The organism is Nocardia sp. NPDC050718, assembly GCF_040654235.1.
Classification (GTDB): Bacteria; Actinomycetota; Actinomycetes; order Mycobacteriales; family Mycobacteriaceae; genus Nocardia.
On the sequence record NZ_JBFAHQ010000009.1, the window covers coordinates 95,133 to 113,312 of the forward strand.

Genomic DNA, 18,180 nt, shown 5'->3' on the forward strand with positions numbered 1-18,180 from the left:
TTGCCGAACGGCGGGGGCCGTCGCCGGACCAGGCGCAGGCCCCCGCCGGTTGGGTTCAGCGGGGCGAGCCGGTCAGCGCGATGCTGTCCACGATGCCGGTCTCGATCAGGTCGGCGAAGGGCGGCGCCGTGCGCACCATCCCCGCTTCCGCCAGCATCCGCATCCACCGATCGCTGGCGGCGGCGTCGATGCGGACCGTCTCCCAGGTGCGCGATGCCCGGATGCGCTCGCAGGACCGCAGCAGCGTCGACGTCGCCACCTCCGGCCAGTGGGCGGCGAGCAGCGGTTCGAGCTCGGCGACCGCCGTCGTCCGCAGGCGCCGCATGGCCAGGTCGAGGGCCGAGGTGAACCGCACGAGACGATCCGACAGTTCCTCGAACCGATCGGTGCGCAGGTAGTACACGCTGTTCGGACCCAGTCCCCCGGCTTCGGTGTAGTCGATCGCGATGACGCCGGTTCCCCTGTCCTGCAGGATCTGCGCGGTCGTCAGGTCGAGGATGATCGCGTCGCCCAGACCCGCCTCGAACAGCTCGACAAACATCGGCGTCGACAGATCGCGCAGGAATTCGATGCCGGCCGGATCGACGCCGGCCTCGCGGATGAGCCCCGCGGTGAAGGCGTACGGCGCGCTGCCACCGATGCCCGGCGCCAGCACGGTCCGGCCGACCAGATCCGCCCAGCCGAAGCCATCGTGGGTGTCGCGGACCACCAGCGCCTTGGGGAACTGGTGGTTCAGCTGAGCGAAGACGGTCAGTTCCCGTGGTGTGCCCCAGTACATTCCGGGAACCCACAGGCCGCCGAGGGCGATGTCGGCGGCGCCGCTGTCCAGGTCGTCGAGGACGCCGGTCCAGGGATCCTTGGCGGTGGCGGTCACCGCCAGGTCGTGCGCGGCGAACAGACCGGTATCGGCGGCGACATACTCCGGCAGATAGTTCAGTCCGTGCGCGGTGGCGGAGATCTTCAGTTCGTCCATGATCGGGCTCCTCTGCTCGAACGTTCGGGGACTAGGCGGAGGCCGCAGCGGTTTCCCCGCTGACGACCTCCAGGGGCTTTCCGAAGGTTTCGGGGCCGAAGCGGGCGGCGATCACCAGCAGCGCGTACATCGCGGCGATCATCGCGAAAACGCCGGGGACACCGGCGATGTCGAAGAAGAACAGGGCGGGAAAGGGCATCACGGCGCCCGCGACATTGCCGATCCCGTTGACCACCGAGGCGCCCATCGCGCGGACCGAGGTCGGGAACAGCTCCGGCGACCACACCGAGAGCATGGTGTTGAGCAGCATCGTGAAGAACTGGAAGATCATGCCCAGGGTCAGCAGGAGCAGCGTCGAGTTCGCGAACAGGGCGAAGGCGATCGCCGAGACGCAGCCGAGCACGGCCGCCGCCATGACCGTCACCCGGCGCGGCGCGCGTCCCGCGAGATAGCAGGCGGCGCAGGCACCGAACAGGCTGCCGATGTTCATGATCATGGTGAAGGCGAGCGAATCGGTGAGCGAGTAGCCCCGCGACACCAGCAGGATCGGCATCAGGAACAGCAGGGTGACCTGCGCACCGAACGACATCCACGAGGCGGCGCCCACCGCGGCGACCCGACGCAGATTGCGGCCCTTGAAGACTTCGGCGTACGAGGACTTGGTCTTTCGCGGGATATCGGCCTCGGTGACATAGCGAACCGTGGCGCCCGGGTGCCGCAGCCCGGCGATGCTGCCGCTCCCGAGCCGGGTGAGGCTCAGATTGGCCTCGTCGATCCGCCCCTTCGACAGCAGGAAGCGCGGCGATTCGGGCAGATACCTGCGGAAGTAGACGACCAGGACCGCGGGAACGGCCAGGATCACATACGTCCAGCGCCACGAGGTGTCGTCACCGCCGAGGACGCCGCCGAGCGGACCGAGCACCAGGGCGAAGAAGCCGAAGGACGCGATGTTGCCGATGCCGCCGGAGGAGATGTTGAGCGTCGCCAGCAGCGACCCGCGGTGCCGGGTGGCCACCAGTTCGGCCAGGATCGCCAAGCCGACGGTGAACTCACCGCCCAGGCCGACGCCGACGACGAACCGGCTGGCCAGCAGCATCTCGTAGTCGACGGCGGCGGCACTGATCAGACCGCCGAGGGTGTAGACGAGCAGGTTGAGGCTCAGCGCGGTGCGGCGGCCCCAGCGGTCGGCGAGATAGCCGCCGACGAGCCGGCCGACCAGGCCGCCGATCACGGTCACCGTGTTGATCAGGGTGAGCTCGGCATTGCCGATGCCGAAGGCGTCTTTCAGCAGCGGGCCCATGGCGCCGGTCGAGTTCTGTTCGAGCGAGTCGAAGAACAGCCCGGCCATCAGCAGGGCGATGACGACGACCTGCACCCGGCCGAAGCCGATGCGATCGAGCGCGGCGGCCAGGCCGGGGGACGCGGCGGGCGCGGAGGTGGTGGACGGAGTGTCAGAGGAGGTGAGGGACATCGCGGACTCCGGGGACGGGAGCGACACCGACAGCGTTCGCATCGGCGAGCTGCCTCAGCAGCACTGGAAGCAAGCTGCCTACTTTGTATGCAATCCCGTTGACCTACACGTTTCGACCACATCTAATCACGTTAACTGATCGATATATCCCCCCAGATTGAATGCAATCTTGATCGGGACTCAGGAGGAGAACGTGCCCGCGAAGTACACGTCGTCGCGGCGCAGGTGTTCGTCCATGAGGTAACCGGCCTGCACGACAGCGCCGTTGAGGACAGCGATCGCCACCGCGCGGTGGTCACTCGCCGACACTTCCGGATTGTGGCCGAGCGCCCAGCGCACCCGCGCGTTCACATCACCGAGCAGCCTGCGCAGCTCGTCGTTGCCGGAGGCGCGCGCGATCAGATCGTGGAACGGCGATCCGGCGCCGCCGGATTCGGCGCTCTCGCCGTCCACGTAGCCGGACAGCTCGCCGGCCACCGCGCCACCACGATTCTCCGCGGCCAGCTGCGCCGCCAGCACTTCCATTCCCCGCCGCACCTGGAGCAACTGCCGCGCGACCGACACCGGCGGCTCCGCGACCGTGGCACCGCGATGCCGGACGATCGTCACGAAGCCCTCGGACTGCAACCGCGCCAGCGCCTCCCGCACGGGAATCCGCGACACACCGAACCGCTGGGCCAGCGCTTCGGCGACCAGCCGCTCCCCCGCGGGCAATCGGCCCGACAGGATCTCCGCGCGCACCGCGCGCGCGATCGTCTCCCCCGACGAATCCTCCGCCTGCTCCGGAATCATCACGCGCTCTTCTCGCGCTGCGACGTCCGCTGGCGGGTGCGGGTGGCGGAGACCGGGTCGATGGCGGGCATGGACCACTGGGCCGAGAGCGCGAGGCTGGGTTCGCGGCCCGAGGCGACGTGGCGGTAGGCGATCTCGGCGGCGGCGTCCGGATCACCCGCGGCGATAGCGGCGTAGAGGGCTTCGTGTTCCTCGCACTGGGTGCCGGGGTCGCGTTCCTTGGTGAGGTGGAACAGCCAGCGGACCCGGGATTCCAAGGGGCGCAGCAGCGAGTGCAGCAGCGGGTTGCCGGAGACCTCGACGATGAGGGTGTGGAAACCGGCGTTGGCGGCGGCGATCGCGGCCTGGTCACCGGCGGCGGTGGCGCGGCGCGCGGAATCGAGCTGGTCGCGCAGCGCCGTGAGGTCGGCGGGTTCGGCGCGCTCGGCGGCCAGCCGCGCCGCGAGCACCTCCAGGCTCTCGCGGACGTCGAACAGGTCGCGCACATCGGTGACCGTGAACGGCGCGACGATCGCCCCCTGCCGCGGCACGATGACGACCAGGCCCTCGCGCTCGAGCATCTGCAACGCCTCGCGCAGCGGGATCCGGGAGATCGCCAGCTCGGTCGCGAGATCGCGTTCGACCAGCCGCTGCCCGGGGCTCAGCCGCAGGTCGATGATCCGGTCGCGGAGCTCCTCATAGGCCCGATCCCGCAGCGACTTCTTCGCCGGTTCCTCCGTCACCGCACCATCCTTCCGCGCCTGCACAGCCCCCACGGTAGTACCGCGAGCCGGGAGCGACCGTTTCTTACGTTTCGGTAATCCGCCCGTCATCTGCGGGCACCAGGCTGACACTTAACGGTATACCGCTAAGTGAGCGGTTCGTTCGATCAAGGAGTACCCCGTGCACAAGTCCACTCGGCGCGCGATCGCCGTCGGCTCGGCCGCTCTCGCCGCCGCCGCCCTGCTGTCGGCCTGCGGGTCCTCCGATTCCGCCGCGTCGGGCGGCAAGCTGAAGGTCGGCGTGTTCTTCCCCGGCTCGCTGTCGGACACCGGCTTCATGCAGTCGGGGTACCTCGGCTACCAGCGCATCGCCGACACCCTCGGCGACAAGGTGGAACTGAGCAAGGTCGAACAGGTCGCCGCCAGCGACTACCAGCAGGCCCTGGTCCGTTTCGCCTCCACCAACGACCTGGTGATCTCCCTCGGCGGCCAGACCGACGCCGACGTGCGCAAGGTCGCCCCGCAGTTCCCGAACGTGAAGTTCGTCGAGATCGGCGGGCCTGCCGACGCGAAGCCGATGGCCAATCTCGCCTACTACGACCCGCAGCAGGCCGAGGCCGAGTTCCTCAGCGGCGCGGTGTCGGCGGCGGGCGCGAAGACCGGCGCGGTGGCCTTCGTCGGCGGGGTCGAGCTGCCCGCGATCGTCAACGCCGCCAACGCCTTCGGCAACGGCGCCCGGTTCGCGAAGCCGGACGTGAAGGTGCTCACCCCGCAGTACGTCGGCGACTTCAACGACCCGGCCAAGGCCAAGCAGGCCGCCCTGGCCGACTACGGCGCGGGCGCGGGCGCGCTCGGCCAGATCGTCAACCTCGGCAAGGCGGGCATGGAACAGGCCGCGACCCAGTCCGGCGCGGCCATGGTCGGCGGCCCGATCCCCGGTGACTGCACCAACCCGGTCTACCTGGGCTACGTGCACACCGACATCGGCGCCGAGGTCGAGTACGCCGTGAACGCCGCGCTCGACAACTCCTGGAAGGCCGAGAACGTCCGCTTCGGGCTCACCTCACCCAACCACGGCACCGATTTCGTGTTGTGCAGCAAGGACCCCGCGGTCGCCGACGCGCTGGCCAAGGCGACGACGGCCCTGTCCACCGGCGCGGTCAAGCCGTACTGAGGCCGGCATGAGCGCTTCCGCACTGACCCTGCAGGGATTGGGTAAGAGCTTCGGTGACGTGCAGGCCCTGCACGATGTGGACGTCACCGTCGAATCCGGCACCGTCCATTGCGTGCTCGGCGAGAACGGCGCGGGCAAGTCGACGCTGTGCAACCTGGTCTTCGGCGGCTACCGGCCCGACACCGGCCGGATGACGCTGGGCGGCACCGAGTTCCGGCCCGACTCCCCCGCCGCCGCGATGGCCGCGGGCGTGGCGATGGTGCACCAGCACTTCAGCCTGGTCACCACGATGACCGTCGCGGAGAACCTGCTGCTCACCCAGCGGGGCGTGCGGATGCGCCGGGCGGAGCTGACCGACCGGCTCGACGAGATCGCGCGGCGCTACCGGCTGCGGATCGATCTCGACCAGCGGGTGGCGACCATGCCGGTCGGCGCGCGCCAGAAGGTCGAGATCGTCAAGGCGCTGCTGCGCGATCCGTCGCTGATCCTGCTCGACGAACCGACCGGCGTGCTCGACCCGGCCGAGATCGACGCGCTCATCGACACCTGCCGCGCCGTCGCCGCCGACGGCAAGGCGGTGGTGCTGGTGACGCACAAGCTCGGCGAGGTCGCCCGGGTCGCCGACGCCGCGACCGTGCTGCGCCGCGGCACGGTCGCCGGAGGTGGGCGGATGTCGAACACCAGCATCGCGCACCTGCTCACGGCCATGGTCGGACGCACCGCCGCCGATCTCGACCCGACCGTGGCCGCCACGCTCGGCCTCGACCCGACGGCCGAACCCGTGGTGCGCGCGGCGGCACCCGACCTCGGCGAGGTCGCGCCGGTGCTCTCCGTCGACGGGGTCAGCGCGCAGCGCCCGGACGGCAGTGTGGCGCTGGACGAGGTCCGGCTCGCGGTGCGGCCGGGCGAGATCGTCGGGATCGCCGGGGTCGAGGGCAACGGCCAGAGCGAACTCGTCGCCGTGCTGGCCGGCGGTGTCGCGGCCACCGGCGGCACGGTCACCCTCGACGGCACCGACATCACCACCGCGCGTCCGGCCACCCGCACCGGGCTCGGACTCGGGATCGTCCCCGAGGACCGGCACCGCGACGCGATGGTGGCCGACATGACGATCGCCGAGAACCTCTTCCTCGGACAGCTGGGCCGGTTCCGCCGGTTCGGTCTGCTCGACAAGCGCGCGATGGGCCGGGCCGCGCAGGCCGAACTCGAGCGGTTCGACGTGCGCGCGGCGGGACCGTGGGTCCGGATGGGCGCGCTCTCGGGCGGCAACCAGCAGAAGGTGGTGCTGGCCCGCGAGCTGTCCACCGCGAACCTGCGCTGCCTGGTGGCCGCTCAGCCCACCCGCGGATTGGACATCGGCGCGGTCGATTTCGTGCTGACCCAGTTGCGCGCGGCCGCCGCCGACGGCTGCGGAGTGCTTGTGGTGTCCAGCGAGGTCCCCGAGCTGCTCGCCCTGTGCGACCGGGTGTTCGTCGCCTATCGCGGCGCCCTCACCGGCCCGGTCGAGACGTCCGATCCGACGGCGGCCCAGCAGATCAGTGAACTCATGATGGGAGTCGCGGCATGACCACACCGCTCGCGCACCGAATCCCCCTGCGCCGGTGGGCGCATCAGCCGGTCGTCGTGGCCGTGGCGGCGATGCTCGCCGCCGGGGTGATCGGGCTGATTCTGGCCGCCGCGGCCGGTGCCGCCCCCGCGGCGACCATGACCGCCCTGTGGGAGGGCATGTTCGGCAGCGACTACGCGATCGGCGCCTCGCTCAATGTCGCGGCGACCCTGATGCTGGTGGCGGTCGGCTTCACCATCGCGCACCGGGCCGGGCTGGTGAATGTGGGTGGGGAGGGCCAGATCTGCGCGGGCGGCATCGCCGCCACCGCCATCGGCACCACCCTCACCGGCGCGCCCGCCGCCGTCACCCTGCCCGCGGTCATCGTGGGCGCAGGCGCGGCGGGCTGGCTGTGGGCCGCCATCGCGGCCTACCTGCGGGTGCGGCGCGGGACCAGCGAGATCATCACCACGCTGCTGCTCAACTTCGTCGGCCTGGCGATGGTGCTGCTGGTGGTGCACGAGCCAGCGCTGCTGCGGCAGCCGGTGACGTCCTCGGAGACATTGCCGCAGTCCGAACCCCTCACGCCCGCCGCGCATCTGCCGCTGCTCGGCATCGAGCGTTCCCCCGCGACGATCGCCCTGTGGATCGCGGTGGTGGCGGCGGTCGGCACGGCGATCCTGGTGCGCCACACCGCGCTCGGCACCCGGCTGCGGGCGGTCGGGCTCAATCCCGACGCGGCGGCCAGGCTCGGATTGCCGGTGCCCCGGCTGCGCTTCCTGAGCCTGTCGGCGGCGGGCGCGTTCGCCGGTGTCGCGGGCGGATTGCTCGTCGCCACCGCACCGTTCGTGCTGGCCGAGGGCTTCTCCTCCGGGTACGGCTTCTCCGGCCTGGTGGTCGGCCTGCTGGCCCGTGGCTCACTGTCCGCCGTCGTCGCCGTGTCGCTGCTGCTCGGCTTCCTCGTCTCCGGCGGGATCAATCTGCAGCTCGCGGCGAACGTGCCCGCCTCGACCATCTCGGTCGTGGAGTCGCTGATGATCGTGTTCATCGCGGGTGCGGCCCTGTGGACCCGATCGGCCCGCGCCGCCGAACCCGCCACGCCCCCAACGGTTTCCGCGATCGATACAACCGATTCCCCCGACCTGGCAGGAGCGCAGCGATGAGCCTCGACACGGTCACCGACATCGCCACCAGCGGTATCGGTTTCACCCTGCCCATCCTGGTCGCCGCCAGTGGCGAGCTGGTCAGCGAACGCGCCGGCGTGCTCAACCTGAGCCTGGAGGCGATGATGCTCACCGGCGCGTTCGCCGGTGTGCTCGGCGCCGTCACCACCGGATCACCGGTGCTCGGCGCGCTCACCGCCGTCGTCGCCGCGCTGATCTTCGGTGTGGCGCAGGCGATCTGGAGCATCGGTCTGCGCGCCGACCAGATCGTCGTCGGCATCGCGAGCAACGCCCTTGCCCTCGGCGCGACCACCTACGGCGCGCGGCTGCTGCTGGCCGACGGCAAGGGTCACTCCGTGCCGGGCTTCGACCCGCTGCGGATTCCGCTGCTGCACCGGATCCCGGTGATCGGTCCGGCCCTGTTCGGTCAGACCGCGCTCGGCTATCTGTGCCTCGCCCTCGTGGCCGCGCTCGCGATCGTGTTCTCCCGCCGCACCAAGCTCGGCCTGGTGATCGACGCCATCGGCGAGGACGCCGTCGCCGCCGATCGCACCGGCCTGTCCGTGCGGGCCGTCCGCTACGGCTGCGTGCTGCTGGCCGCGGTCGCCGCCGGTCTCGGTGGTGCGCAACTGGCGCTGTCGGAGGTGCATTCGTTCAGCGACAACATGACCGGCGGCATCGGCTATCTCGCCGTGGTCGCGGTGATCGCGGGCCGCTGGCGCGCGCTCGGCGTGATCTGGGCCTCGGTGTTCTTCGGTATCGCGCAGGCGCTGCAGTTCGCGCTGCCCGCGCTGGGCGTCGACGTGCCGTTCGCGCTGCTGGTGATGCTGCCCTATCTGATCGCGATCGTCGCCGTCAGCGGCCTGGTCGGCAACAGCCGCTCGCCGCGCGACCTGACCGTCGCCTTCGCCCGAACTTCCTGACCCGTCCCCGCTTTTCGAGGAGTACCCGCGTTGACTCTGATCCTGTCGCATTCCGATGTGGCCGCCGTCCTCGACCGTGCCGAGGTGCTGGCCGCGGTCGAACGCGCGCACGCCGACCTCGCGCTCGGCACGGCGCTGGTCCCCGCGCCGCCCGCCGTGGCCCTCGGCGGCGCGGCCTTCGTGCCGATGGTCGCCGCCGCCGAGGCCGCCGGCGCCGCCGTGGTGAAACTGCTCGCCGACCTGCCCGCCAACCGCGAGCGCGGGCTGCCGGTGCAGCGCTCGGCCATCCTGGTGACCTCGGCCACCGACGGCGGCTGCGAGGCACTCATCGACGGGCGGCTCGTGACCGCGGTCCGCACGGCCGCCGCCAGCGCGGTGGCGACGAAATATCTGGCGCGCCAGGACAGTTCGGTTCTCGGCCTGATCGGTGCCGGCGGGCTGGCCGTCGAGCACACCCGCGCGATCGTCCGGGTGCGCGCCCTGGACACGGTGCTGGTCTGGTCGCGGTCGAGCGCGACCATCGAACGGTTTCGCGCGGCCGTCGCCGACCTCGGCCTCGAGGTGCGGGCGCAGCCGTCGCCGGAGGCGGTCACCCGGGCCGCCGACATCCTGTGCACGCTCACGCCCTCGCGGGAGCCGATCGTGCACGGCGCCTGGTTCGGCGACGGGCTGCACGTCAACGCGGTCGGCGCGCCACCACGGGCCGATCACCGGGAGGTCGACGGCGCGGCCATGCGCCGCGCGCGGGTCGTCGTAGACTCGGTCGGTACCACGCTCACCAAGTCCGGTGACACGCTGCTGGCCATCGCCGAGGGCGCGATCACCGAGGCGGCGGTGGGCACCGAGCTGGGTGAGGTCGTCGCGGGGCGGACACCGGGCCGCACCGGCGATCGCGACATCACCCTGTTCAACTCGGTCGGCATCGGCCTGCAGGACCTGGCCGCCGCCCGGCTGCTCATCGACAAGGCTCGCGCCAACGGCATCGGAACGGAAGTGGACCTCAGCGCATGACCACACTCACCGAGAACGACATCACGCATCTGCGTCGCGCCATCGAGCTCGCCGGCCTGGCCTCCGCGCGCGGTGACCGCCCGTTCGGCGCGGTCGCCGTCGACCGCGACGGCCGGGTCGTCGCCGAGGGCGAGAACGCGGTGAGCAGCAGCGGCGACGTCACCACGCACGCCGAGCTGGTCGCCATCACCACGGCCACCGCCGCGGGGAAGGCCGAGGCGCTGCGCGGCGCCACCGTGTACGCCAGCGGCGAACCGTGCCCGATGTGCGCGGCCGCGATGGTGTGGGCGCAGGTCGGGCGGATCGTGTTCGCCGCCGCGTCCGCCGAGTTCGGCAAGATCCTGACCGGCGGCCCGAGTTTCGCGCTGACCTGCGCCGACCTGGTCGCCACCTCGAATGTGCCGGTGCAGGTCAGCGGGCCGCATCTGGGCGAGGAAGCGCTCGCGGTCTTCCGCGCCGCGGTCGCGGGCTGACCGGGATGCCGGTCGCCACACGGCGACCGGCATCCGCCTCAGCGGACCGGGACGGGATCGTCGCCCAGGTCGCGCTGTTCCTCGATCGCTTCCGGGGTGCCCGGCACCTGGGTGCCACGCAGCGAGACACCCTTGGTCTCGATGAGGAACCAGGCTGCCACCAGCCCGACCAGGCAGGCGCCGAACATGTAGTACGCGGGGAACAGGTGATCGCCGGTGGCGTCGATGAACGCCTGGTTGATCACCGGAGCGGTACCGCCGAACAGCGAGGTGGCCACGTTGTAGCCGATCGCCACGCCCGCGAAGCGCACGATCGTCGGGAACATGGCGGGGAAGGTCGCCGAGATGGTCGCCAGCTGCGGCGCGTAGAGCAGGCCCAGGATCGCGAAGCCGACGATGGCGCCGGTCAGTGAGCTGCCGATCAGCTTGTAGACCGGGATGACCATGATCATCAGCGCCGCGCACGAGAACAGCCACATGGGCCTGCGGCCCACCCGGTCCGAGAGCGCGCCGAGGAACGGCAGGGTCACCAGCATGGCGATCTGGCCGATCAGCGGAACCAGCAGCGCGTCGGATTCCGCCATGCCGAGGGTGTTGCCGAGATAGGTCGGTGTGTAGCTGAGCAGCGAGTAATTCACCACATTGAGCGCGATCACCAAACCGAACAGGGTCAGGACCGGGCGCAGATATTTGGTCACCAGGTCGCGATAGACGCCGATGGTTTCCTCGGTCTCGTCATTGCGTTCGACCTCGCGGAAGACCGGCGTATCCTCCACCCGGCTCCGCAGATACATTCCGACCAAACCCAGCGGCGCGGCGATGAGGAACGGAATTCGCCAGCCCCACGATTCCATGGCCGGATCGTCGAGAATATTCACCAGCAGCAGGGCCACCAGATTGCCGAGCGTGAATCCGGCCAGCGTGCCGACCTCCAGGAAACTGCCGTAGAACCCGCGCTTGCGGTCGGGCGCGTATTCGGCCATGAAGGTCGCGGCACCGCCGTATTCGCCGCCCGCCGACAGGCCCTGCACCATCCGCAGCAGGTAGAGCAGGATCGGCGCGCCGATCCCGATGACCTCGTAGCTCGGGATCAGGCCGACGGCCAGCGTCGACGCGGCCATCAGCACGATCGTCGTCGCGAGCACTCGCTTGCGCCCGATCCGGTCACCGAGCGGGCCCCAGATCATGCCGCCGATCGGGCGGATCAAAAAGGAAACGGCGAATCCGAGCAGTGTGTAGACGACGCTCGACCCCTCGCCGTCACCGGGAAAGAGCGATGCCGCGATATACGTCGCCAGATAGGCGTAGACGCCGTAGTCGAACCATTCGACCGCATTGCCGATCGCCGAAGCACCGATCGCGCGATGCAGCACCGATTTCGATTCCTGTGACATCTACACAAACCTCTCGTCGTCGCCTCTACGGGCTACCCGACAATTAGCCGAGCAAACTTTACGACTGTGCGACGATTCCCGCGCGACCCCGGCGGCCGGAAACGTCGTACCTCACTCGAGAGCGGTGAGTTTGCCTGTGAGAACGGTCTTTTCGCGTTCGTTGCCGCACAGGCGGATCGCCTCGGTGAACGCTTCGCGCGCTTCGGCGACCCGCCCGAGCCGGGTGAGGAGTTCACCGCGCACACTCGGCAGCAGGTGCGACCGCGCCAGCGCTCCCCCGGCGGCCAGCTCGTCGACGATCGGCAGCGCGGCCGCGGGCCCGTCGGCCATCGACACCGCCACCGCCCGGTTGAGGTCCACCACCGGCGAGGGGGCGAGCCTGCCCAGCGCCTCGTAGAGCAGGACCACCCGCTCCCAGTCGGTCGCCTGGACCGACGGCGCGACGGCGTGACATTCGGCGATCGCGGCCTGCAGTCCGTAGGCCCCGAGGCCGCGACCGGCCTGCGCGGCCTTGGCCAGCGCCGCCCGGCCGCGCCGGATCGCGGACGGGTCCCAGCGGCGGCGGTCCTGCTGCTCGAGCAGCACCGGCTCGCCGTCGGGTCCGGTCCGGGCGGGAAACCGCGCCGCCGTCAGCTCCAGCAGCGCGAGCAGCCCGTACACCTCGGGCTCGCCGGGCATCAGCCGCGCGAGTACCCGGGCCAGCCGCTGCGCCTCGCCCGCCAGGTCGAAGCGGATGAGATCGTCGCCCGCGCTGGCCGACGACCCCTCGGTGAAGATCAGGTAGATCACCCCGAGCACCGAGCCGAGGCGCGCGCCGCGCTCGGCGGCGGGCGGCACCGCGAACGCGACCTCCGCCGCACCGAGGGTCTTCTTCGCCCTGGTGATCCTGGCCTGGACGGTCGCGGTCGGCACCAGGCACGCCTTGGCGATCTCGTCGCTGGTCAGACCGCCGACCACGCGCAGCGTCAGGGCCAGCCGCGCCTCCCGGGAGAGCACCGGGTGACACGAGATGAACATCAGCGCCAGCACGTCGTCGTCGATCTGGTCGGGATCCCAGAGCACGGCGTCGGCCGTGCGCATCGGGTCGGCCGCCTCACCGCCGGTCAGCACGCCACCCTCGCCGAGATGTCCGGCGAGGGTGGCGTAGCGGTCGTCGAGCGCGGCGCGCCGCCGGTAGGCGTCGATCGCGCGGCGGCGGCCGACGGTGAGCAGCCAGCCGGCCGGTTGCCGCGGGACTCCGTCGCGCGGCCAGGTCACCAGCGCCTCGGCGAGCGCCTCCTGCGCGAGATCCTCGGCCATCGCGAAGTCGCCGGTGTAGCGGGCGAGCGCACCGACGATTCTGGCCGATTCGATCCGCCAGACCGCGGCGACCGCCTCGCGGCCGGTGTCCTGGGTCATCGTCGGGTTCAGAGCTGGCCGGTGTCCTCGCGCCAGGCCCGCTCCTTCAGGATCCACTTGTTGTCCTGCGGGAACTCTTCGATGCTGGGGACGCGGCGGATCTCGGTCTTGACGCCGGGGCCGGTCATCGGCATCCGCTTGGCCCACTCCACTGCCTCCTCTTTGGAGGTGACATCGAGGATGTAGTACCCGCCGAACAGTTCCTTGGTCTCGCCGTAGGGGCCGTCGGTGACGATCGGCGGTTCCGAGGCGTAGTCGACGACCACCGTCTCGGCGGGGTCGTCGAGGCCCTCGGCGGCGACCAGCACGCCGGCCCGGATCAGCTCGTCGTTGAACTTGCCCATGGTTTCCAGCATCTCGTCGAAGTCGAGCTCGGCGGCCTTGGCCCAGGCGTCGTCGGTCGCGCGCATGATCAGCATGTACTTCATGGTCTGTCTCCTCGGGTAGGTGTGGACCCGGGTGGGTCCCTGTTCATCCCTAGGTCGAACGGGCGACGACACCGATCGACAACCGACCGAAAATTTCTTCCCCGAGTTTTCCACAGTGTCCGGCGACCGCGCGAGAACCGGTGAGTAGCCCGATCCGGGGACCCACCGCGCCCCGGCGTGATACATCTCGAGGTGACCTGTCACGCGACACGGCGGACAGGCGGAGAGTCAAGGAGTTCCTCGTGAGCGCAGTCCTCGTCGAGCAACGCGAGCACGTGCTCGTCGTCGTCATCAACCGGCCGCAGGCCATGAACTCGGTCGACGCCGAGGTCAGCACCGGTGTGGGCGCGGCGCTCGAGCAGGCCGAGGCCGATCCGCAGGTCCGCGCGGTCGTGCTCACCGGTGCCGGCGAGCGCGCCTTCTGCGCAGGCGCCGACCTGAAGGCGCTCGGTCGCGGCGAGAACATCCTGGCGCCGGGCAACGAGCAGTGGGGCCTGGCCGGCTACGTCCGCCACCCGATCAGCAAGCCGACCATCGCCGCGGTCAACGGCTTCGCCCTCGGTGGCGGCACCGAACTCGTCCTGGCCAGCGACCTCGCCGTCGCCGCCGAGACGGCCACCTTCGGCCTGCCCGAGGTCGCCCGCGGCCTGTTCGCGGCCGCCGGTGGCGCGTTCCGGCTGCCCGAGCAGCTGCCGCGCAAGGTCGCCATGGAGATGATCCTGACCGGCGAACCGATCACCGCCGCCCGGGCGCTGGAGCTCGGGCTGGTCAATCGGGTGGTCCCGGCCGACCTGGTCCTCGACGCCGCGCTCGAGCTGGCGGGCCGGATCGCCGAGAACGCGCCGCTGGCGGTGCAGGCGAGCAAGCGGGTCGCACTGGGGCTGGTCGACGGCAAGATCGACGACGACGCCGCCTGGGATCTCACCAACCGCGAGATCATGAGCGTGGCCCGCACCGCGGACGTGCGCGAGGGCACCCTCGCCTTCGCCGAGAAGCGCAAGCCCAACTGGCAGGCCCGCTGACCACGATGCGGATCCTGGTTCTCGGCGCCTCGGGCTTCGTCGGCGGCGCACTGTTCGCGCAATTCGGCGCGCGCCACGAGGTCGTCGGGACCAGCCGCCGCGGCGGATCCGGGCTGGTCCCACTCGATCTCGCCGACGCCGACGCGGTCCGCGCGCTCGTCGCGGACTACGTCGACGTGGTGATCCACACCGCGGGCATCGTGGATCTGGCCGCCGCCCAACGTGATCCGGACGCCGCCTTCGCGATCAACGTGGCGCCGATGGCCGCCCTGCTCGACGCGGTCGAGGACGCGGGCGCCAAGCTCGTCTACCTGTCGACCGACAACGTCTTCGACGGCACCCGCGACACCTACGACGAAACCGCGCTGCGCACCCCGATCAACGTCTACGGCTGCACCAAGGCCGCCGCCGAACACCGGGTGCTGGCCCGCGCCGGGCACCTCGTCGTCCGGCTCCCGCTCGTCTACGGCCGCAGCCCCCGCTCGGACAAGTTCCTCGCCCGCTTCGCCGCGCCCGTACTCGAGGCGCGCACCGACATCGTCGGCACCCCGCTGTATCTGCCCAGCCTCGCGCCCCTGCTCGAGCAACTGCTCGACGAGACCGGCGTGGTCCACCTCGCCGGCCCGGAGGCGGTGAGCCGCTACGACCTGCTGACCCGGGTGCGCGACCGCATCGGTGCCCCGGCGCGCATCGTGCCCACCGACGCCGATTCCGGACCGCCGGACTGCCCGCGACCGCGCCGACTGGTCCTGCGCAGCGTCCGGCACCCGCTCACCGGGCCCGATATCGACACCGCCCTGGCCGATCTCATCGACCGGGCGTCGCCGCCGTCTGGGCGCTGATCGCGATCCCCATCCACCGGCGCAGGTAGCGCCGGAGTTCGTCGTCGGTCCGCGGTGGATCGCCCGGCGAGAGGAAGAACGACTGCATGGTGCGCAGCGCGTATTCGACGAGGTCGCGCAGGGCCGCGTCGTCGTATCCGTGTGCGGCCCAGTCGACATCGAAGCGCCGGATCATCGTCATGCCGAAGGCCTGCGCCTCGTCGGAGGTCATGCGGTCGGCGTGCTGGCTCGAGTACGAGCCCGAGAGCAGGATGCCCAGGTGCGGGGTCCGGCGGACCTCGGTGAGGGTGTAGACGACGGCCTCGATCATCGCGTCGGCCGGGTCGCCGAGTCCGGTGACGTGCGCGGTCAGCCGGTCGAGGAAGCCGTCCACCGAGGCGATGGCCGCGGCCGTCATCAGCGCGTCGGCGCTGGGGAAATACCGGTAGACGGTCTGGCGGATGACGCCGAGCGATTCCGCCACGTCGGCGATGCTGATCTCCGCCCCGGTCCGGCCGATGAGATCCACTGCGGCGGCGATGATCCGGCGCGACGCTTCCGCATCGTCCGCCGGTGGACTGCCACCCCATCCACGTCTGCGCGCCACCGGGTGGACGCTAGCACAACCCCAGGTCAGCGCGAATTCCGCGAAAGTGATCATACACATGGATATACATTCGTATGATTACGTCACTCCAGCCGAGCGGCTCGCGCACGCCCGAGAACAACGAGGTACTCCACCGTGACCGATCTCCACGTCCGCAAAATGGACTTCGCCTTCGCCGACTACGATGTGCCGTTCCTGTGGAACCCGCAGAACCCGGCCTTCTCCTCCATGGCCAATGCCGTGTCGTTCCTGGCGATCGGCTTCGAGAAGATGATCGTGCAGCTGATCACGCAGGCGAAGCCGCAGATCACCGACCCCGAGGTGGCCGAAGAGGCCGACGCGTTCATGCGGCAGGAGGGTCAGCACTCGACCGCGCACCGCCAGCACGTGAAGGCGCTGATCCGCCGCTACCCCGGCCTGCAGCAGACCCTCGACGCGGTGATCGCCGAGTTCGACAAGCTCACCGCGAGCACCCCGGTCAAATACCGCCTCGCCTACACCGCCGATCTCGAGGCCACCTTCACCCCGGTGTTCAAGCTGATGCTCGACAACGACGCGAGCCTGTTCGCCCCCGGCGACGACCGGGTGGCCTCGCTGTTCATCTGGCACTTCGTCGAGGAGGTCGAGCACCGCAGTTCGGCGCTGATCATCTTCAACTCGGTGGTGAACAGCGAGCTGTACCGGATGCGGGTGGCGCCCTCGATCTTCCGGCACGTGCTGCAGGTGATCCGGGTGGCCTGCGAAGGCTTCAACGAACATGTGCCGCTGGCGGATCGGCAGGTCGACGCGCTGTCGATGTTCGCCAACTACCGGCGCGGACAGACCCTGCGCCGGCTGCTGCCCGGGCTGCGGCCCGCCGACAACGGCACCATGCCGCGCGCGTTCGACGATCTGGGCCTGGGCGAACAGCTCGTCGCCCTGGGCGGCATCATCCGCAGCCAGATGCCCCGGCACAATCCCGCGCACGAGAACCTGCCCGCGCTCGCCGACGAGTGGTTCCGCCGCTACGACGATGGCTACGACGTGACCCGCTGGTACACCGCCGATTCCGTGAGTTCCTAGGAGCACCCCGATGGCCGAGCACTGCTCCCCCACCTTCGCCGATCTCGCCTCCCAGCTCGGGTTCTCCTGTGCGGAGGCAGGTGGGCTCGTCGAGTTCCGCAATCCGTTCGCCCTGGAGAACTGGACGCTGCCCGTTCTCGAACTCACCATCGTGGTCGGCGCGGTGCTCGCGCTCGTCTACGCGATCGTGCGCCTGCGCCGCCACGGCGACCCCACCGATCTGGTGCTGTGGTTCGGCGCGACCGCCTACCTGTTCGTCATCGAGCCGCCGCTGTACTTCCCGGCCGCGTTCGGCATCGAGGACCACGTCGACACGATGTTCGCGCACAACGTGTTCACCGTCGACTTCCTGTGGGGCAGGCTGCCGATCTACATCATCGCGATCTATCCGCTGATGGCCACGCTGGCCTTCGGGATCGTCCGGATGCTCGGCGTCTTCCGCCGCTACGGCGTCCTCGTCGGCGCGACCTGCGTGGGTTTCGTGCACCACGCGTTCTACGAGATCTTCGACCATCTCGGGCCGCAGCTGCGGTGGTGGGAGTGGTCGATCGACAATCCGATCAACCAGCCGATGTTCGACTCGGTCCCGGTGGGCAGCGTCGTGGTGTTCGCGGCGCTGTGGCCGATGTCGCTGGCGTTCTGCGTGCAGTACTTCGTCGGGCGTCAGGTCGACCAGGGCCGCGACTTCTCCGGTGTCGAATTGGTCTGGCGCACCGTCGTGATCGGCCTGCTGGCCTCGGTCGGCACCTTCCTGCTGCCGCTGCCGGCGACGGTGCTGGGCGCGGGCAGTACGACGGTGCGCGGCGTGGTCTACGCGCTGGAGCTGATCACGCTGTCGGTGGTGGCGGCGGTCGTGCTGGTCCGCCGGTGGCGGGACCTGCGCCGGGGTGAGACGGCGGAACCGCGCTACACGAACCCGTTCGTCCAGCGCTACGCCGTGGTGTACCTGGTGGCGTTCGCCGGACTCTGGCTCGCCGCGCTGCCCGACTTCTTCGACGCGGTGAACGGCGAGACCGCCAACGGCGATCCGATCGGCAATCTCTGGTACACGCTGGCCTGCTTCGTCATCGCGATCCTGTCCGTGCTCGCGACCTTCACCCTGCCGCGCGCCGACACCGCCGTACCGGCACCCACGGTGGCCGACCCGGCGGTGACCGGCTAGGCCCCGGGGCACCCGACGCGTCCGGCCCGCCCGCAGCGGTCACCCCGCGGGCGGGCCGT

The 18,180-nt window shown here is 70.4% G+C and carries 18 protein-coding genes; 10 read left to right on the plus strand and 8 right to left on the minus strand.

Annotated features, from left to right (window positions below; genetic code table 11):
• Positions 1–55 precede the first annotated feature (55 nt).
• The 4 genes from AB0H54_RS29955 to AB0H54_RS29970 all read right to left on the minus strand — a co-directional run bounded on the left by AB0H54_RS29955 (position 56) and on the right by AB0H54_RS29970 (position 3,958).
• The gene (locus AB0H54_RS29955) at positions 56–973 is read right to left on the minus strand and encodes an ABC transporter substrate-binding protein (RefSeq protein ID WP_357349892.1); all 918 of its coding nucleotides are present in this window, start codon (positions 971–973) and stop codon (positions 56–58) included.
• A gap of 31 nt (positions 974–1,004) precedes the next feature.
• The gene (locus AB0H54_RS29960; protein WP_357349894.1) at positions 1,005–2,444 is read right to left on the minus strand and encodes an MFS transporter; all 1,440 of its coding nucleotides are present in this window, start codon (positions 2,442–2,444) and stop codon (positions 1,005–1,007) included.
• 180 nt (positions 2,445–2,624) lie between these two features.
• On the minus strand, positions 2,625–3,236 hold the full coding sequence (locus AB0H54_RS29965) for a GntR family transcriptional regulator (RefSeq protein WP_357349896.1): 612 nt from the start codon (positions 3,234–3,236) through the stop codon (positions 2,625–2,627).
• On the minus strand, positions 3,236–3,958 hold the full coding sequence (locus AB0H54_RS29970) for a GntR family transcriptional regulator (protein WP_355281914.1): 723 nt from the start codon (positions 3,956–3,958) through the stop codon (positions 3,236–3,238). The genes AB0H54_RS29965 and AB0H54_RS29970 overlap by 1 nt, the downstream gene beginning before the upstream one ends.
• 160 nt (positions 3,959–4,118) lie before the next feature.
• On the opposite strand from AB0H54_RS29970, the gene AB0H54_RS29975 reads away from it, so the two are divergent.
• Genes AB0H54_RS29975 through AB0H54_RS30000 form a run of 6 tightly spaced genes read left to right on the plus strand, consistent with a single transcriptional unit; the run spans position 4,119 to position 10,227 of the window.
• A complete protein-coding gene (locus tag AB0H54_RS29975) occupies positions 4,119–5,111 on the plus strand; it encodes a BMP family protein (RefSeq protein ID WP_355281912.1) in 993 nt (330 codons plus the stop codon).
• Between the two features lie 7 nt (positions 5,112–5,118).
• On the plus strand, positions 5,119–6,678 hold the full coding sequence (locus tag AB0H54_RS29980; protein WP_357349898.1) for an ABC transporter ATP-binding protein: 1,560 nt from the start codon (positions 5,119–5,121) through the stop codon (positions 6,676–6,678).
• The gene (locus AB0H54_RS29985) at positions 6,675–7,820 is read left to right on the plus strand and encodes an ABC transporter permease (protein ID WP_357349899.1); all 1,146 of its coding nucleotides are present in this window, start codon (positions 6,675–6,677) and stop codon (positions 7,818–7,820) included. Before AB0H54_RS29980 ends, AB0H54_RS29985 begins: the two co-directional genes overlap by 4 nt.
• Positions 7,817–8,743 carry an ABC transporter permease gene (locus AB0H54_RS29990; RefSeq protein WP_357349901.1) on the plus strand — a complete coding sequence of 309 codons (927 nt, stop codon included), beginning with the start codon at positions 7,817–7,819 and terminating at the stop codon, positions 8,741–8,743. Before AB0H54_RS29985 ends, AB0H54_RS29990 begins: the two co-directional genes overlap by 4 nt.
• 30 nt (positions 8,744–8,773) lie before the next feature.
• On the plus strand, positions 8,774–9,754 hold the full coding sequence (locus tag AB0H54_RS29995; RefSeq protein WP_357349903.1) for an ornithine cyclodeaminase family protein: 981 nt from the start codon (positions 8,774–8,776) through the stop codon (positions 9,752–9,754).
• Positions 9,751–10,227: a nucleoside deaminase gene (locus AB0H54_RS30000; RefSeq protein ID WP_357349905.1), complete on the plus strand. Its 477-nt coding sequence runs from the start codon at positions 9,751–9,753 to the stop codon at positions 10,225–10,227. Before AB0H54_RS29995 ends, AB0H54_RS30000 begins: the two co-directional genes overlap by 4 nt.
• A 38-nt stretch (positions 10,228–10,265) precedes the next feature.
• On the opposite strand, the gene AB0H54_RS30005 is transcribed toward AB0H54_RS30000, so the two are convergent.
• From AB0H54_RS30005 to AB0H54_RS30015, 3 genes are all read right to left on the minus strand, one after another.
• Positions 10,266–11,621, minus strand: a complete 1,356-nt coding sequence (locus tag AB0H54_RS30005) for an MFS transporter (RefSeq protein WP_357349907.1) — start codon at positions 11,619–11,621, stop codon at positions 10,266–10,268.
• Between the two features lie 111 nt (positions 11,622–11,732).
• A complete protein-coding gene (locus AB0H54_RS30010) occupies positions 11,733–13,019 on the minus strand; it encodes a DUF6596 domain-containing protein (protein ID WP_357349909.1) in 1,287 nt (428 codons plus the stop codon).
• 8 nt (positions 13,020–13,027) lie between these two features.
• The gene (locus tag AB0H54_RS30015; RefSeq protein ID WP_357349911.1) at positions 13,028–13,447 is read right to left on the minus strand and encodes a YciI family protein; all 420 of its coding nucleotides are present in this window, start codon (positions 13,445–13,447) and stop codon (positions 13,028–13,030) included.
• Between the two features lie 242 nt (positions 13,448–13,689).
• Here AB0H54_RS30015 and AB0H54_RS30020 point away from each other — a divergent pair, with 242 nt between their 5' ends.
• Both AB0H54_RS30020 and AB0H54_RS30025 read left to right on the plus strand, forming a co-directional pair.
• The gene (locus tag AB0H54_RS30020; protein ID WP_357349913.1) at positions 13,690–14,469 is read left to right on the plus strand and encodes a crotonase/enoyl-CoA hydratase family protein; all 780 of its coding nucleotides are present in this window, start codon (positions 13,690–13,692) and stop codon (positions 14,467–14,469) included.
• 5 nt (positions 14,470–14,474) lie between these two features.
• Positions 14,475–15,311 carry an SDR family oxidoreductase gene (locus AB0H54_RS30025; RefSeq protein WP_357349915.1) on the plus strand — a complete coding sequence of 279 codons (837 nt, stop codon included), beginning with the start codon at positions 14,475–14,477 and terminating at the stop codon, positions 15,309–15,311.
• On the opposite strand, the gene AB0H54_RS30030 is transcribed toward AB0H54_RS30025, so the two are convergent.
• Positions 15,277–15,897 (minus strand): TetR/AcrR family transcriptional regulator, encoded by a 621-nt coding sequence (locus AB0H54_RS30030; protein ID WP_355281886.1) that lies wholly within the window; start codon positions 15,895–15,897, stop codon positions 15,277–15,279. The two genes, AB0H54_RS30025 and AB0H54_RS30030, sit on opposite strands and share 35 nt — an antisense overlap.
• Before the next feature lie 135 nt (positions 15,898–16,032).
• On the opposite strand from AB0H54_RS30030, the gene AB0H54_RS30035 reads away from it, so the two are divergent.
• Together AB0H54_RS30035 and AB0H54_RS30040 are read left to right on the plus strand one after the other, a co-directional pair.
• Positions 16,033–16,959: a metal-dependent hydrolase gene (locus AB0H54_RS30035; protein WP_357349917.1), complete on the plus strand. Its 927-nt coding sequence runs from the start codon at positions 16,033–16,035 to the stop codon at positions 16,957–16,959.
• Positions 16,960–16,969: 10 nt separating this feature from the next.
• Complete coding sequence (locus tag AB0H54_RS30040) at positions 16,970–18,121, plus strand: hypothetical protein (protein WP_357349919.1); 1,152 nt, start codon at positions 16,970–16,972, stop codon at positions 18,119–18,121.
• The last annotated feature ends 59 nt before the right edge of the window (positions 18,122–18,180 follow it).

Excerpts from the sequence above, each read along its gene's own strand:
- AB0H54_RS29955 (WP_357349892.1), bottom strand. The coding sequence starts at position 973 with ATGGACGAACTGAAGATCTCCGCCACCGCGCACGGACTGAACTATCTG.
- AB0H54_RS29960 (WP_357349894.1), bottom strand. The coding sequence starts at position 2,444 with ATGTCCCTCACCTCCTCTGACACTCCGTCCACCACCTCCGCGCCCGCC.
- AB0H54_RS29965 (WP_357349896.1), bottom strand. The coding sequence starts at position 3,236 with ATGATTCCGGAGCAGGCGGAGGATTCGTCGGGGGAGACGATCGCGCGC.
- AB0H54_RS29980 (WP_357349898.1), top strand. The coding sequence starts at position 5,119 with ATGAGCGCTTCCGCACTGACCCTGCAGGGATTGGGTAAGAGCTTCGGT.
- AB0H54_RS29985 (WP_357349899.1), top strand. The coding sequence starts at position 6,675 with ATGACCACACCGCTCGCGCACCGAATCCCCCTGCGCCGGTGGGCGCAT.
- AB0H54_RS29990 (WP_357349901.1), top strand. The coding sequence starts at position 7,817 with ATGAGCCTCGACACGGTCACCGACATCGCCACCAGCGGTATCGGTTTC.
- AB0H54_RS30000 (WP_357349905.1), top strand. The coding sequence starts at position 9,751 with ATGACCACACTCACCGAGAACGACATCACGCATCTGCGTCGCGCCATC.
- AB0H54_RS30005 (WP_357349907.1), bottom strand. The coding sequence starts at position 11,621 with ATGTCACAGGAATCGAAATCGGTGCTGCATCGCGCGATCGGTGCTTCG.
- AB0H54_RS30010 (WP_357349909.1), bottom strand. The coding sequence starts at position 13,019 with ATGACCCAGGACACCGGCCGCGAGGCGGTCGCCGCGGTCTGGCGGATC.
- AB0H54_RS30015 (WP_357349911.1), bottom strand. The coding sequence starts at position 13,447 with ATGAAGTACATGCTGATCATGCGCGCGACCGACGACGCCTGGGCCAAG.
- AB0H54_RS30025 (WP_357349915.1), top strand. The coding sequence starts at position 14,475 with ATGCGGATCCTGGTTCTCGGCGCCTCGGGCTTCGTCGGCGGCGCACTG.
- AB0H54_RS30040 (WP_357349919.1), top strand. The coding sequence starts at position 16,970 with ATGGCCGAGCACTGCTCCCCCACCTTCGCCGATCTCGCCTCCCAGCTC.